Source organism: Enterobacter sp. Ap-867, assembly GCF_011752855.1.
Lineage (GTDB): Bacteria > Pseudomonadota > Gammaproteobacteria > Enterobacterales > Enterobacteriaceae > Cedecea.
The window spans coordinates 1598564-1613214 of sequence record NZ_VWWS01000001.1 but is presented as its reverse complement, the minus strand read 5'-3'; the positions used below and the strand labels follow the sequence as shown (position 1 = coordinate 1613214).

The 14651-nt window shown below is 54.4% G+C and carries 13 protein-coding genes and 1 pseudogene; 9 read left to right on the top strand and 5 right to left on the bottom strand.

The window, feature by feature from the left end:
* Together F3J26_RS22580 and cueP are read left to right on the top strand one after the other, a co-directional pair.
* A pseudogene (locus F3J26_RS22580) lies at positions 1–267 on the top strand (hypothetical protein); the annotation flags it as partial.
* 153 nt (positions 268–420) lie between these two features.
* Complete coding sequence (gene cueP / locus F3J26_RS07550) at positions 421–969, top strand: copper-binding periplasmic metallochaperone CueP (RefSeq protein WP_166992861.1); 549 nt, start codon at positions 421–423, stop codon at positions 967–969.
* 37 nt (positions 970–1006) lie between these two features.
* On the opposite strand, the gene F3J26_RS07545 is transcribed toward cueP, so the two are convergent.
* On the bottom strand, positions 1007–1570 hold the full coding sequence (locus F3J26_RS07545) for a helix-turn-helix transcriptional regulator (RefSeq protein WP_353621166.1): 564 nt from the start codon (positions 1568–1570) through the stop codon (positions 1007–1009).
* A 698-nt stretch (positions 1571–2268) separates the two neighbouring features.
* Between F3J26_RS07545 and pgaA the strand changes: the two genes are divergently transcribed.
* The 5 genes from pgaA to F3J26_RS22675 all read left to right on the top strand — a co-directional run bounded on the left by pgaA (position 2269) and on the right by F3J26_RS22675 (position 9045).
* Positions 2269–4710, top strand: a complete 2442-nt coding sequence (gene pgaA, locus F3J26_RS07540) for a poly-beta-1,6 N-acetyl-D-glucosamine export porin PgaA (protein ID WP_166992855.1) — start codon at positions 2269–2271, stop codon at positions 4708–4710.
* Between the two features lie 8 nt (positions 4711–4718).
* Positions 4719–6734: a poly-beta-1,6-N-acetyl-D-glucosamine N-deacetylase PgaB gene (gene pgaB, locus F3J26_RS07535; protein ID WP_166992853.1), complete on the top strand. Its 2016-nt coding sequence runs from the start codon at positions 4719–4721 to the stop codon at positions 6732–6734.
* Positions 6727–8055 (top strand): poly-beta-1,6-N-acetyl-D-glucosamine synthase, encoded by a 1329-nt coding sequence (gene pgaC, locus F3J26_RS07530; protein WP_166992850.1) that lies wholly within the window; start codon positions 6727–6729, stop codon positions 8053–8055. Before pgaB ends, pgaC begins: the two co-directional genes overlap by 8 nt.
* Positions 8055–8489 carry a poly-beta-1,6-N-acetyl-D-glucosamine biosynthesis protein PgaD gene (gene pgaD, locus F3J26_RS07525; RefSeq protein ID WP_166993004.1) on the top strand — a complete coding sequence of 145 codons (435 nt, stop codon included), beginning with the start codon at positions 8055–8057 and terminating at the stop codon, positions 8487–8489. Before pgaC ends, pgaD begins: the two co-directional genes overlap by 1 nt.
* A gap of 169 nt (positions 8490–8658) precedes the next feature.
* Positions 8659–9045 carry a hypothetical protein gene (locus tag F3J26_RS22675; RefSeq protein WP_353621167.1) on the top strand — a complete coding sequence of 129 codons (387 nt, stop codon included), beginning with the start codon at positions 8659–8661 and terminating at the stop codon, positions 9043–9045.
* A 3-nt stretch (positions 9046–9048) separates the two neighbouring features.
* On the opposite strand, the gene F3J26_RS07520 is transcribed toward F3J26_RS22675, so the two are convergent.
* The gene (locus tag F3J26_RS07520; protein WP_166992847.1) at positions 9049–10137 is read right to left on the bottom strand and encodes an AbrB family transcriptional regulator; all 1089 of its coding nucleotides are present in this window, start codon (positions 10135–10137) and stop codon (positions 9049–9051) included.
* Positions 10138–10328: 191 nt separating this feature from the next.
* Between F3J26_RS07520 and F3J26_RS07515 the strand changes: the two genes are divergently transcribed.
* Entirely contained in the window at positions 10329–10961 is a 633-nt protein-coding gene (locus tag F3J26_RS07515) for a TetR/AcrR family transcriptional regulator (RefSeq protein WP_166992844.1), read from the top strand.
* 57 nt (positions 10962–11018) lie between these two features.
* Here F3J26_RS07515 and F3J26_RS07510 read toward each other — a convergent pair whose 3' ends face one another.
* From F3J26_RS07510 to F3J26_RS07500, 3 genes are all read right to left on the bottom strand, one after another.
* Complete coding sequence (locus F3J26_RS07510; protein ID WP_166992842.1) at positions 11019–11339, bottom strand: hypothetical protein; 321 nt, start codon at positions 11337–11339, stop codon at positions 11019–11021.
* Positions 11340–11444: 105 nt separating this feature from the next.
* Complete coding sequence (locus F3J26_RS07505; RefSeq protein ID WP_008459313.1) at positions 11445–12122, bottom strand: hypothetical protein; 678 nt, start codon at positions 12120–12122, stop codon at positions 11445–11447.
* 356 nt (positions 12123–12478) lie between these two features.
* Entirely contained in the window at positions 12479–13618 is a 1140-nt protein-coding gene (locus F3J26_RS07500; RefSeq protein WP_166992839.1) for an alanine racemase, read from the bottom strand.
* 93 nt (positions 13619–13711) lie between these two features.
* On the opposite strand from F3J26_RS07500, the gene F3J26_RS07495 reads away from it, so the two are divergent.
* Positions 13712–14620, top strand: coding sequence for a LysR substrate-binding domain-containing protein (locus tag F3J26_RS07495; protein ID WP_166992836.1), 909 nt, complete (start codon positions 13712–13714; stop codon positions 14618–14620).
* Positions 14621–14651 lie beyond the last annotated feature (31 nt).

Genomic DNA, 14651 nt, shown 5'->3' with positions numbered 1-14651 from the left:
ACATCCCCCACCGGAGAAAAAATACCGCTGGAGGTTTCTCTCACCTTACCGGGTTATAAAACGGAAAACGGAAGAGAAGCCAGAAATCTGCTGTTGAATTCGTTACCGGCTGGCCATGTTATTTTACTTCCCGGCGAGTTTGTTGTTCATCGTCGCTCACAGGTTGATTTTAAAGTCCGGAAACCCGGCGTTGAAACGATGGTGAAATCCCCAGGTTCAACCTGGAAGGGAGTCGTGACGCTATTGTTTGACGCTCAGGCGGACTAGAAATGTCGAAAAATAGCTGATTGAGATCAATTAAAACTTCATAAATACAAATCCTTACCGCTCTTTACTGCCATGCCTTTGACCTTCCCCCAGGGGGAAGGTGTAACGTCCGCGTCAGTGGTTGTTAAACCTTACTCTGGAAAAGGAAACAGGATGAAAATACGTATCATGACGGCGTGGCTGGCGCTGGCCCTTAGCGGGTCTGCACTGGCGGCCACACCTGAGGCAAATGCCTTTCTGGCGAAACACGGGCTGGCGGGAAAAACTACCGAGCAAATGGTTGAGGCTATCGATCAGTCCCCGCAGGCTCGCCCGCTGGGTTTTAGCGCCGGTGTGACCAGCCGTGCGCTGGTGCTTTCGGACGGGCAGCAGAAGTTTAGCTACCCGCTGGGGGATAAGTTCTATCTGTCGTTTGCGCCATACCTGCAGCAAACGCATCCCTGCTTCAATCACAGCCTTTCCGGCTGCCAGGGTGAGATGGTCAATACGCCCTTTGAGGTCAAAATTACCGATAAATCGGGCAACGTTATCCTGAATAAAACGCTTACCAGCCAGCAAAATGGCTTCATCGGCGTGTGGCTGCCGCGCAATACCGAAGGGACGGTCAGCGTCAGCTATCAGGGCCGCACCGCGCAATCCGCGTTTGCCACCTTCGACGACAGTCAAACTTGTATGACCACCTTGCCATTGCAGCAATCATAAGCCCGACGGGCGGCGGCCTCATGGCACACTGCCCAAACTAGGGGTACTGTTGCTCTTCGTCGGTATAAATGAGCAGGCAGGCCTCATTAAAGTTGGCCAGTCCCAATCTCTCGTAAAGTTCATTCCGTCGGCGATAAAGACTTTTCAGTGACGTGCAGAGCTTTTCCGCCACGGCTTCCATAGGTAAACCCTTTCTTAGCCACATCATCATCTTCCGCTCCTCCTGACTCAGGCGCATGGCATAAAACCATTCCCCGGCCTGGCGATCTAGCTTCACTTTTTGCAGCAGCCAGAACAGTCCTTCAATGTCCCGGTAAGGCATCGACATATCGAGGCTCCACTTAAGTCTCAGTGGGGAGAGTTCACTGTGGCGCATATCCAGCATGATGCAACGTACCGGTGCCTCCGCTTTCTCTGCGCTGGTGATGATGTTTTCCCACTGTTCCAGTGGTAACCGGCTATCGACCAGGACAGCGTACTCTTTGTAGCCATAGCTGAAGCTTCTTCTGTCGACGGAGCACAGCCGAATAACATCAGGAAAATAGTTTTTTATTCCCTGGTAAAGATAGCGATCTTGTGTGATCAAAATTGTCGCATTCACCGCAGTGTATTCCTTTAATATCATGCAATCCAAATGCCTGGCCATTGAAACCAGAGGTATGTGTTTTCACAGCGTGTCACTATTATTTCTTTAAAAATGAGCTAACTAACCTTTAGGTAAGTGTTGGGGTTGATATTAATTGTTGGTGAAGCGTTAGGGTCAAAGAGATATCCTTCTTTATTCCTGGTGTGGGAAATTATAAATAATATGAAATAAGAGAGAAGTCTGTGGTGTGGAAATTAGGAATCTTTGCCAGGAAATGTCCTGATTAATACATTGATTTTCACTTAAACATATTGATAGAAACATCTCCCATATCATTTTTATATTTTTGATGTGGTTTTTTTTCATTTTAAATCAGTTGCTTGTGTTTTTGTTTTGTATTGAAAGTTATTCATTGAAAAGTCGGTACAGAGTATTCTTAAAAGCATGTTTTTGGCCGTCAGGAAGTGTTCACAAAATTATTCATGGTGACTTATCATTCTTGCTGTCTGACCTAATGTGTAATCTCCGCTATTTTGAGTTTGTTCCTAAAGCCAGATGCAGAAAAAGACGTTAAGTGAGGTGTGCCCGTTTAAATAAATACTCTGCATATCAAAAGAGTGTTTTACCGTGTGAATTACATCCGCTAGTGCCGATATCCGGCATTTAACGCGGCGGATAAACTATGCTCATTCATAATGGAATAATAGATATTTATGGAACAGCGGCTGAGTATCAATAAGTTATTCTTTTATCGTGGCGTGAAGCTGTCGTTATTTTTAATCATGCCAGGGCTGCTTTCAGCGCAAGAGGTGGGGGCAACATCACGCTATGACAGTCAGGTATTACAGGCACGAAATGGGGATTATCAACCCCTGCTTGACGCCTTAAAACATAAGGCACAGCAAAGAGCATTGCACCCGGAACAGGTGGCCGACTGGTTGCAGGTCGCCTCCTGGGCCGGGCGTGATGATGAAGTGGTCAGCGTGTGGCAGCGTTATCAGGAGCGTACTTCTATCCCGGCTCGTGGGGTCGCCGCCACGGCGCAATCCCTGCGTAACCTTCATCGCTGGACGGAATCACTTTCCCTCTGGGAGCGGGTGCTTCAGCTCTCGCCTGGAAACGATGACTATCGTATAGGGCAAATTAAAACGCTGGCCGACGGGCAAAAAGCCTGGCAGGCCAGAGATGAAGCCCTGCGTTTGATCGGGGAAAAGCCGACGCTGGCGCATTGGCAGACGCTCTCTTATGTCTATCTTCGGCAGGGAAAAACCTGGGACCAGTTGCTAAGCGACACACAAGCCATCGCGCTTGCTCCAGGGGATAAAACGGCGCTGCAAAACCTGATATCCAGCCTGACCGTGAACAGGGTGAATACGCCAGCGCTGGCGTTTGCCAGGCAAGCGAACCTTCCGGCAAATGAGCGCAGAAGTCTGGAACTTAACGCGTTGGCCGAAAGGGTGCGCATGGCTGAGATCCCTCCAGGAGAGGAAAAAGCTCGTTTTACCGTCGCGCAGCGGGCGTTGGATCGTTACGACGTTTTGCTCGCCGAATGGCGTGGTAATCCGCAGGCTCAGCAGGACGTTACCAGAGCGCGAATAGACCGGCTTGGTGCACTTTATGCCCACAATCATTACCCAAAGGTCATTCAGGAATATGAAGCCCTGGCCTCAAAAGGCGTGCGCGTTCCACCCTGGGCTTTACGCTGGGTTATTGCGTCTTACCTCGCGGTAAAGCAGGTAGAAAGGGCGCAGGCGCTAACGCCGCAGCTGTTCAGCGGCGCGACGAATGAGAATGAGCAGGCGATGTTTTATGCCTTGCTGGACAGCGGACAGTACGACGCTGCCGCTCGTTATCTGCAAAACCTGACTCAGACAACGCCTTATCGTCGCTACGTGCCGGGTTCCCCGAATCCCGAACCAAACGATCGCTGGCTGGAAGCTAAAACGCTCTCGCTGCAATACCTCCTGTCAACCAATGCGCTGCCAGCAGCAGAAACGTTGTCCCAGCGCCTGGCCAGTACCGCGCCGGGCAACCAGGGGTTACGTATTGATTATGCCAGGGTGTTGCAGGCGCGCGGGCTGCCGCTGGCCGCTGAACGAGAGTTAAAAAAGGCGGAGGTGCTTGAGCCATCCAACCTTGAGCTGGAGCGGCAGCAGGCTTATGTCGCGCAGGATCTGCACGAGTGGCGGCAAATGGATTTGCTGACCGACGATGTGATGCTGCGCGCTCCGCTGGATATCGCTTCTCAGCGGCTGAACCGAACGCGCGAAATTCACCGAATGTCCGAACTGCGTCTTAACGGTCAGCAGGGGATCCACTCTGATACGCCCGTCAGCGGGGCGCACGATTTTAGCTGGGATATGGCGGTTTACGGCCCACCGGTAGCCGACAGCTGGAGGCTGTTTGGCGGTCACCGTTTTGAGCGCGGTCGTTTTGAAGAAGGGAAGGGCTTAAGCCGCAGCGTGTTTGGGGGAATAGAGTGGCGGCCGCGCAATAGTTGGGGCGAGCTTGAACTGGCGAACAATAACTTCAACGGTGGCAATAAGCCTGGCGGGCGGGTTTCGGCCTGGCACAGCTTCAACGACAGCTGGCGAGTAGGAGGCGAAGTGGAACGCCTGGCCCGGGCAACGCCGCTGCGGGCTTTACGCAACGGGGTAAGTGCGAATCAGGCCAACCTGTGGGTGCGCTGGCATCAAAATGAACGGCGTGAATATCAGCTCGCGACCGCGACCAGCTGGTTTTCGGACCATAACCACCGGCAGGAATACACCTTCCAGGGCAAAGAACGGCTATGGCAGACGGCGCGGATCACGCTCGACCTGCAGCCCGGCGTGGCATACAGCACCAACAGCAAGACCGACACCGCCTATTACAGCCCGAAATGGGACTTATCCGCCGCGCCGACGCTCGCCGCTAATCACGTGCTGTACCAGCGCTATGACACCGTCTGGAGCCAGCAGATTAGCGCCGGAACGGGTATTTACCGGCAAAAAAATTATGGGGCGGGGGCGATGACAACCCTGGGATATGGCCAGCGTATCCAGTGGAACAACGTCCTCGACACCGGGGCCATGCTGAACTGGGAAAAGCGCCCCTGGGACGGCAAGCGGGAAACGCATCTCGCCGTCGCTTTTGATGCAAATTTACGATTTTAAGGACAAACATGCTGACCAACAGTTTTCGCCTCGGCCTGATCGTTTTTGGCTGGTTATTGACCTTTTCTGGCCTGGGCGCGCAGGAGATTCATTTTCTGCCGCCGAAAGCGCGGCCGCTGCCTGAAGCCAACCAGCCCTGGCCGAAGAACCATTTTCTGGTGCTGGCTTACCATGACGTTGAAGACCGCGATCCCGATCAGCGTTATCTGGCGGTGCGCACCAGCGCCCTTAACGAGCAAATCAGCTGGCTGCTGCAAAACGGCTACCGCGCGGTAAGCGTGCAGTCGATTCTGGACGCTCACCGGGGCGGCACGCCGCTGCCGCCAAAGGCATTTTTGCTCACCTTCGATGACGGTTACAGCAGCTTCTACACCCGCGTGTGGCCGTTGCTTAAAGCATACAATGTGCCCGCACTCTGGGCGCCCGTGGGCAGTTGGGTAGACACCCCGCCGGGGAAGAAGGTGGATTTTGGCGGGCTGATGACCGCCCGCGATAAGTTTGCCACCTGGGATATGGTGCGCGAGCTTAGCCAGTCCCCGCTGGTTGAGATAGGGGCGCACACCTGGGCTTCACATTACGGTATTCAGGCGAATCCCCAGGGAAGCCGTGAGCCTGCGGTGGCCAACCGGGCGTGGAATAAAGTCACCGGTCAGTATGAAAGTGACGAGCAATTCACCCGCCGTATTGACGACGACGTGCGCCAAATCAGTCGCAAAATTCAACAGCTCAGCGGGAAGGCCCCTCGCGCCTGGGTCTGGCCCTATGGCGCGGCCAACGGCACCTCGCTTAGCGTGCTCAAAAAGCAGGGCTACCAGCTGGCGTTCACGCTCAATGATGGTCTCGCTGACGCCCGCGACCTGGACAATATCCCGCGAGTGCTGATCTCGGGTAACCCGACGCTCAAAGCGTTCGCCAGCATGGTGAGCCTCGTCCGGGAGCCCGATCCGGTGCGCGTTATGCATGTGGATCTCGACTACGTCTACGACCCGAACCCGGTGCAGCAGGCGAAGAATATCGATGCGCTGGTGCAGCGGGTATATGACATGAAAATCAGCCATGTCTTTTTGCAGGCGTTCTCAGACCCGCTTGGCGACGGCAATATCAAGTCGCTCTATTTTCCCAACCGTTGGCTGCCCGTACGCGCTGACCTGTTTAACTTTGTCGCCTGGCAGTTACGCACCAGAGGCGATGCCAAAGTCTTCGCCTGGCTGCCGGTGCTCTCTTTTGATCTGAACGCCGCGCTGCCCAGGGTGCAACGCTGGGACGCCGCCAGCGGGAAGACGCAGCGGGCCACCAGCCCTTATCTACGGCTTTCCCCATGGAACCGACAGGTTCGCCATCAGATAATCGACATCTACGAAGATCTCGCCCGACATGCGGTATTTGACGGCATTCTTTTTCACGACGACGCGCTCCTCACGGACTTTGAAGATGCCGGGCCTGACGCCATGGCCGCCTACCGGCAGGCAGGGTTCCAGGGCAGCATCGGCGACATTCATCAAAACCCTGCCGAACTGCGAAACTGGACGCGCTTTAAAAGCCAGACGCTGATCTCATTCACGCGCACGCTGACCGACGCGGTGCGGAATATTCGTGGCCCGCAGATAAAGACCGCCCGAAATATCTTTGCACTGCCGATTCTGGAGCCAGAGAGCGAGACGTGGTTCGCCCAGAACATTGACGATTTCCTGGCCGCTTACGACTGGACGGTGCCGATGGCGATGCCGCTGATGGAGTCCGTGCCGCCGGAAGAGAGCAATAGCTGGCTGGAACGGCTAATTAAAGCCGTCGCGGCGAAGCCTTCGGGAATGAATAAAACCATTTTTGAGCTTCAGGCGCGAGACTGGAACCACAAGACGCAGAAAGGCATCGCGGATAAACAGCTGGTGGAATGGATGCAACTGCTGCAGCTGAATGGGGTGAAACACTACGGCTATTACCCGGACGACTTCATCAATAACCAGCCTGATATTTCACATATCAGACCTGAAATGTCCTCTTACTGGTACCCAAACAATGACTGATCGTCTTCTTTCCTTGCTGATTCTGGGCCTGGTCTTTGGGCTGCCGCTCGGTATGGCGGCGGTATTTACCGGGAAAATCCTGCTGGATTTTGTGTTCTTCTGGCCACTGTTCATGTCGGTACTGTGGATGACCGGTGGGCTCTATTTCTGGTATCGGCTGGAGCGCCACTGGCCGTGGGGCAAAGAAGTGCCGCCGCCGCAGCTGGAAGGTAATCCGCTGATTTCTATTCTGATCCCGTGCTTTAACGAAGGCAAAAACGCCCGGGAAACGATAGAGGCCGCGCTGGCCCAGCGCTACACCAACATCGAGGTTATCGCCATCAACGACGGCTCTCGGGATAACACCGCCGAGATCCTGAACCAGCTCGCGGTGGAATACCCAAAACTACGAGTGATTCATCTGGCGGCGAATCAGGGAAAAGCCGTAGCGCTAAAGGCCGGGGCCGCCGCCGCACGCGGAGATCTGCTGGTGTGCATCGACGGGGATGCCTTACTCGAGCGGGACACGGCGGCTTACCTTGTGATGCCGCTGATTCGGCATCCCAATGTGGGCGCCGTGACCGGAAACCCACGGATCCGCACCCGCTCGAACCTGATTGGCCGGATCCAGGTCGGTGAGTTTTCTTCGATCATCGGGCTGATTAAACGCACTCAACGCATTTATGGCCGTGTCTTTACCGTTTCCGGCGTGATAGCCGCTTTTCGCCGCCAGGCGCTGGCGGACGTCGGCTACTGGAGCCCGGATATGATCACCGAGGACATTGATATCAGCTGGAAACTGCAGCTGCATCACTGGACGCTCTATTTTGAGCCGCGCGCGCTGTGTTGGATCCTGATGCCGGAAACGCTCAAAGGGCTTTGGAAACAGCGACTGCGCTGGGCGCAGGGCGGGGCGGAAGTGTTTCTGGTCAACCTGCGTCGCCTGTTCCGCTGGGAACACCGCCGGATGTGGCCGCTGTTTATGGAGTACGTGTTGTCGACGGTGTGGGCCTTCGCCTACGCGATCACCATCCTGCTGTTTATTGCCAGCCACCTGACCACGCTGCCGGCAAACCTGGTGGTTGAAACGCTCTTTCCGCCGGCGTTTACCGGGCTGCTGCTGGGCGTAATGTGCCTGATGCAGTTCCTGATCAGCCTGTTCATTGAGCGGCGCTATGAAAAGCAGATCGCCGGGTCGCTGTTCTGGATCGTCTGGTTCCCGCTGATGTACTGGATGATAGGCCTGTTTACCACTCTGGTGTCGTTCCCGAAAGTGATGCTTAAACGCCGCCGCGCCCGCGCGCGCTGGGTAAGTCCTGACCGTGGAAAAGGAAGAATATGATGCAGACCAACACGCTGATTTTGACCGAAGATCGACTGGGACCGCGCCTGTTCGATGGCCTGATAACCGCTATTGCCTGGGCCGGTTTTTTGTACTTTGTATGGAAAAACTTGCTGCTGCAGCTGATGTTATTGCCCGACCAGCGCGGGGAAATCGTCGCGCAGTCGCTCAATTCCGTGCTGCTGTACCTGCTGATTGCGGCCATCAACGGTTGGTTGCTGATCCTCTGGTATCAGTACAGCCTGCGCAGGTACAGCGACCGATACCTCGATGAACACAAACCGTTTCAGCCTGGCGACCTGGCCCGCAGCTTTAACCTGCCGACGCAGCTGGTGTCCGAGATGAGCCGCTATAACCAGTTAACGGTTTATCACGACCAGATTGGGCAGATAATCGATCTTAAAAATAATCGTGCAGAGAGCGAAGCGGATTAACCCCGGTTTCCCGTCAGTATTCTGAACAGCGGCAATACCCGGACTCAATAATGGGTTCGGGTGGCCGATAATCTTAATTGTTCGCTGAGTCAGATAAAAATTGTGGGTGGCTGGAGAGGTTTTAGCATCACTTGTGCGGGTGAAAAAGAATCAAAAAAGAGGGGGAGTCGTGCAATCAGTTCGATTATTGGGTGACGGGTGGGAACCTCATGTGAATCAGGAGGGGGAGCGACTGATTTACTCGCAACCCGTTGAATCAGGGTTTATAAGCCACTCTTTCGACTTTGAGATTCTCCCAACTGATTTGGATGTTCTGCGTACGGATGATTACAGGCGCGCCGCCCTTGAGGTGATTGCACACACTTTGCTGCAGCATTCGACATTGAGGGGAAATCTTCGTTTCACTCAGCGTGATTTTGACTGCCTTGTCGCGAATACGCTTCACACTTCGTCCGACTTCCTCCCGGTATTTATTGCGCGAGTGAACAGGGAGCACAACATTCATATCGAAAGTTATATTGAAGAGACGATGAAACGGCGTTCAGTCAGAAACTGAGTTTCACCTCTTCGCCTGCCGCTGCATGATATTACCGATGATCGGCCCGAAGGCGACCAGAATAATAAAACGGGTCATCTGCATCGACATTACAAAGGCGATGTCGATGTGCTTGCTGGAGGCGGCGATAATTGCCACGGAATCGGCCCCGCCGGGGCTCATGGCTAAATAAGCGGTGAGCGGGTCGATATCGGCCACGACCACCAATCCCGCCGCCATCAGGCCGCAAAGGGCAATCAAAATCACAATGCTGACCGCGATGCGCGGCAGTACCTGGGCGGCATGTTTTAACAGCGGACGCGTAAATTTCAGCCCAATGCGCCAGCCGACGATGGTGTATGCCAGCACCAGCACCCACTGCGGAAGCGCGATCTCAATCCAGTTATTTTGCGACAGCACCACGCCAGCGACCAGCGTGATCAACAGCGCTCCGGCAGGTAAACGCAGAAGTTTGGCCGCAATACAGCCGAAGGCAATAAGCCCGAAAGTTTCAGCCATCGCAACGTAAGAGCCGTGTGCAAAAAGATCGATCGTCGCAGATGTGGCCGGGACGTGCTCACCTGAGACTTTCATCAGCACGGAAGCGACGCTTGCTACCATAATCACCCGCAGATATTGCATGGCGGCGACAAGCTGTGTGTCTGCGCCGTTGGCTTCGGCCATCAGCGTCATGGCCGTGGCTGCGCCGGGGCTTAATCCCCAGAGCGCGGTGGTTCCGGGCAGGATACGCATGCGGGTCATTATCCAGCCGAGCAGCATACAGATAAAAATCACCGAAAAGACGCAGACAATAAACAGCAGCCAGTGAGAGCCGAAGGTGTCGGCGAGGCTGCGGGGCATTTTGCTGGCAATCATGCAGCCGATGATGCCCTGGGCGATGAGAAACAGCGTGCCGTTGGGCTGAATTTTTGCGCCGTTGAGGGAGACCACAATCCCGGCGGCCATCGGCCCGAGCAGCAGGGCGGCAGGAATATTCAGCCAGGTAAGCAGCCCGCCGAAAAGCGCGGTGGCAATAATCAGCGTGCTCCACTGCATACGCTGCGGTGACAGCAGGCGATAACCGTTAGGTGTGGCAGGATCTTGTTTCTTCATCGTTGTATAGCCGCCCGCAGCGCGGAAGAATATTCGGTTTAAGCTGGCTCACGCCGGAGTCGTGGCTTAAACTCTCGGAGAGTTAAGTTATGCGAGGATGTTCTCGCATAACTTAGATTCTAGAGGATGCCCTCGCATATCTCAATGGGCGTTATGCGAATAAATGTTAGCGGATTGATACGAAATATTTTATGACGAAACCAGCGCCCTTAGCGGCAAACCAGCCTAAACGCCTGCGTGGCCATCTTCGTGTGGCGGCGATAACCGAAGCGGCCACACGACTCTTCGGCGAGAAGGGATTTGACGCCGTGACCATGACCGAGATCGCCGCCAGCTCCGGCACGGCCATTGGCTCGCTGTACCGGTTTTTCCCCAACAAAGAGTCGCTGGCCGACGCGCTGCTGCTGGAGTACACCCGCGAAGTGATCGACCGGCTGGAAGTGCTGGAGGCCAGCGTTACCGGGGTGGACATTCCCACCGCAGCGGATCTGTTCACTCGCTTTGTGCTTTCGCTGCAGTCACAGCGAACCTTTGCCCTGAGGCTGGTGGAAGAGCGTGGCGAGCATGAAGCGGCCCGCCTTCAGTTCAGGGATGCCATGCGCGGCGGGTTCTCCACCGCGCTGCAGGTTGTGATCCCCAGTTTATCCGCCGAACGTGCCGGCCTGATGACCATTGTTATCCTGCAAATGCTCAAAGGTGCGGCGTCGGCCAATCTGCAGAATGACGCAGAGCGTAAAGCGGTGCTCAACGAAGCGCAGACGCTGCTGGAGCTGTACCTGACGACGGAAAAAACAAAGGGCGCCGCGTCGAAGCCGATGCGCTGAGTCGTTAAAAAATGGCGGAATAAACCGCCATCCTTATAAGGTTATTTTCAAACAAGATTAATTATTCCTTTCAGGGTTTAATACCCACTCAATGGCCAGTTTGAGTGGGGCGACAATAGGCCACTGGCTAAATCGCTCGCAGGCCTGCCGCAGCTTTTCCGGGTCGATTGTCTGGTTGGTACCCACGGTTTCATTTTTAGATGATCCGACACTCAGATTAGTTTTTCCATTAGAAAAAATATGAAAGTGAGGGTATTTGGTGGCGGTTGGTGGGTTGCCTATATAAGTATCGCCATTATTTTCTATTACTTTACAATCATGTTTCTTAGCCCAGGATGTAAGGTCGTCGACATTGACAAGATCATTTTCTTTTAACATTGAACACCTCATTTAAATGCTATTGTTTGATGATAAGCAACAGGCCATAAAAATAAAGAGCTTCTGCAGGGGTAATAAATCCGTGCAGAAGCTCAATATTTATGTTTAACAGCTCGATACCACGGTCCAGGTACCGTCGGCATTATAAGTAACGTCAAAAATTGACTCTCCTTCGGTGGCGTCACAAAGCGCAGCGCTGTTGGATGAGCTGGTGAAGTTCATTACAGTGCCGGACTGGTATGACCCTGTCTGGATGTAGTATTTCAGAATTGGCTGGCAGTCCAGGTTTTGGTTTGGTAACACCGTGGTGAAGTTTGACAGTACGACGCTGCCATCGCCCAGCATAACGGCAGAGCCGCCGTTGACGTGGTTTAGATTAGGGCTAAAGACCGGCGAGACTATGCGAAACGATCCCGGTTCCGCCTCCGCGTCTGTCACTGGCGAGCTTAACCCAAAGGGATTCAGCGACAGGCTGGTGGAGTTTCCTTTCGACGGGGTGCCGGTGGCCGGCGTCAGGTCGATAGGGCGGATAGCGGATAAAAATCCTGATTGTTTTCCTACCACAGGAGGCGTATTTGCCTGTTGAACTCCGGCATAAAATTGCATATTAATCAGAAAAGTATAAGTGCTGCTGCTGGTCGAATAAGGTGCCAGTACAATACTCTGGATACTATTTGAGTAGACATTACTTCCACCACTGTATATAGCGGGTTTTTGAAAGAAGAAAAAGTCCTGCTGAGTGCTGCTCTGATTAGTCAGATTAAATTTAATCATTGTGCTCATGATATATACCTTTTGCTGAGTGAATGTAATAATTACAACCTGAATTAAGTAATGCATAATATATTTGTGTTGTTGTTATGCCATAGGCAGTCCTCCCGATATATTAGGGGACGATTGAGGTCAGAGAAATAAATAAAAATAATTTCTGTCGTATTCAAATTAATATCACTGGCAAAACATAAAACAAACTAATTTATAGATCGTTACAATTGACACCATAAATCAGAGGTCGTTTTCAACAACATATAAGATTTAGTTGTGAAATATATGTTCAAACCTTCGGGCGTGGGAGCACAAGGCATGGCAAAAAAGAGAACCTTCCGGTATCCCCCGCCGTTGATTAGCCTGACTGACGCTTACCAGCCCACGATCCGCGACCAGACCTCGTGCCCCTCGCCATCTTCGCTCAGAACCTGATAGTGCTGATGCATGGCGGCGGTGGCGCAGGCGTGGTTGGGCAGAATGCGCACCCGGCTGCCGACGGGGAAATCATCGACGGTCAAAGTTGAACTGTCCGGCGGGGCAACGATGCCGTGCTCCTGGTTGGTCGTGGTGACCAGCAGGTTTTCGTAGGGCTCTCCGCTCAGGCTGCACACCTGACCGTAACCGTAGTCCTGGCTTTGCGCCGCCGTGCCCCTGTCGCGGGAAAGCGCCATCCACCCGGCATCAATAAATATCCAGCCTTTCTCCCTGTTGTGGCCAATCACCGTGGCGACAACGCTAAGCGCAATATCCTCCAGGCGGCAGACGCCGACGTTTTTCATCACCAGGTCGAAGGTGGTAAACACCCCGGCTCTGACTTCACTGATGCCCGTGAGATCGTCCGCAAAATGGGCTGTCGGCGTGGCCCCTACGCTTAATACGGGACAGGCATAGCCCTGCGCGCGCAGGCGGCTTCCGGCGGTTTTAATAGCGGCACATTCGGCTCTGGCGGCCGCGAGAATAGCTTCGTCCGTGCGGCAGCTATAGGATTCTCCGGCGTGAGCCAGCAGCCCGGTCAGCGTCGAGCCGCTTGCCTCAATGATGCGGGCCAGGGTCAAAAGAGCGTCACTGTGCGGCGGCAATCCGCCCCGGTGGCCGTCGCAATCTACCTCAATAAATACCGAAAACTTGAGGCCGTGCGCCCGGCTATATTCGGCCACGGCGCTAGCCTGTGGTTCGCTGTCGAGCAGAATGTGCAGGTTCACGCCTTTAGCCATCAGCGCTGCCACGCGGGGAAGTTTATGGGGCGCGATGCCGACGGCGTAAAGCAGGTTGGTGTAACCCGCAGCGGCAAAGGCTTCCGCTTCGGCGAGTGTGGAAACCGTGGCCGGGGAATCACTTTGTTCAAGCAGGTAGCGGGCGGCCTCAATGGAGCGCAGGGTTTTCAGGTGTGGCCGGACCTCGCTGCCCAGGGCGTGAACGCGCGAGTACAGGCGCTCAATGTTGCGCAAATATTTGCTTTTCTCGATCAGCAAAAAGGGGGTATCGCGGGTGGTGAGCCATTCGGCGGACATAGCGGGTCTCCTGTGGGGTGAGGCTGTATCTTGTCATCCGGCTAATTAGGTATAAATTAATATAAAATCAATTAATGATTAGGTTCAGGCTTAATGATAAACAGCGACGATCTGGCTTTCTTCCGTACTATCGCTACTCACGATACGCTGGCCGCCGGCGCAAGGGCGATGAATGTCACGCCGCCCTCCGTTACGCAGCGGCTGCGCGGGCTGGAACAAAAGCTTGGCGTCGACCTTATTCTGCGGCCCTCGCGGCAGGTTTCACTCACCGATGAAGGCTCGCTGCTGCTGAGCCGGGCGGAGAAGATCCTCACCGAGCTGGCTGGCCTGCAGTCTGCCCTGGACGACAGGCGGCAACAGGTCAGAGGCAAGCTGCGCGTGCTGGCCCCGCTGGGGTTTGGTAACGACTATATTGCGCCGCTGCTGGGGGAATACGCCGCGCAGCATGAAAACCTTGAGGTGGAGTTGACACTTTCCGACGATCCACATTGGGCCAGGCTACACAAATGGGATCTGGTGATTTTCATCGGCGAGCTACGCGATTCCAGCATGCACTGCATCAAGCTTGCGCCTAACCAACGCTTTATCTGCGCTTCCCCGGACTACCTGAGTCGAAAAGGCACCCCGCTGACGCCGGAACAGTTGGTGGATCACGACTGCATTGCGCTGCGGGAAAACAGCGAAGACGTCACGCTGTGGCGCTTCTCCGGCCCCAAAGGGGACTGCCCGCAGCGGATCTCGCCCAAACTGTCGAGCAACGAAGGGCGAGTGGTAAAAGAGTGGGCGCAGGCGGGCAGGGGGATCATTATGCGGTCCGAATGGGATGTGCTACCGCAGATTCACAGCGGCGAGCTGGTGAGACTTCTGCCGGAATACACGCTGCCGGATGCCGATATCGTGGCGCTGAGCGGCACTCCGCAGGCAGAACGAAGCCCGAGGGCGCAAAAGTTTATCGAGCTGCTTAAGGCGCGGCTGGCGGGGAGGCCTTGGGCTAAGTATTAATATTGGTAGGTCAAAAAGTGAATCGTTAAGT

Excerpts from the sequence above, each read along its gene's own strand:
- cueP (WP_166992861.1), top strand. The coding sequence starts at position 421 with ATGAAAATACGTATCATGACGGCGTGGCTGGCGCTGGCCCTTAGCGGG.
- F3J26_RS07515 (WP_166992844.1), top strand. The coding sequence starts at position 10,329 with ATGACGAAACCAGCGCCCTTAGCGGCAAACCAGCCTAAACGCCTGCGT.
- pgaA (WP_166992855.1), top strand. The coding sequence starts at position 2,269 with ATGGAACAGCGGCTGAGTATCAATAAGTTATTCTTTTATCGTGGCGTG.
- F3J26_RS07505 (WP_008459313.1), bottom strand. The coding sequence starts at position 12,122 with ATGAGCACAATGATTAAATTTAATCTGACTAATCAGAGCAGCACTCAG.
- pgaB (WP_166992853.1), top strand. The coding sequence starts at position 4,719 with ATGCTGACCAACAGTTTTCGCCTCGGCCTGATCGTTTTTGGCTGGTTA.
- F3J26_RS07510 (WP_166992842.1), bottom strand. The coding sequence starts at position 11,339 with ATGTTAAAAGAAAATGATCTTGTCAATGTCGACGACCTTACATCCTGG.
- F3J26_RS07495 (WP_166992836.1), top strand. The coding sequence starts at position 13,712 with ATGATAAACAGCGACGATCTGGCTTTCTTCCGTACTATCGCTACTCAC.
- pgaD (WP_166993004.1), top strand. The coding sequence starts at position 8,055 with ATGCAGACCAACACGCTGATTTTGACCGAAGATCGACTGGGACCGCGC.
- pgaC (WP_166992850.1), top strand. The coding sequence starts at position 6,727 with ATGACTGATCGTCTTCTTTCCTTGCTGATTCTGGGCCTGGTCTTTGGG.
- F3J26_RS07520 (WP_166992847.1), bottom strand. The coding sequence starts at position 10,137 with ATGAAGAAACAAGATCCTGCCACACCTAACGGTTATCGCCTGCTGTCA.
- F3J26_RS07500 (WP_166992839.1), bottom strand. The coding sequence starts at position 13,618 with ATGTCCGCCGAATGGCTCACCACCCGCGATACCCCCTTTTTGCTGATC.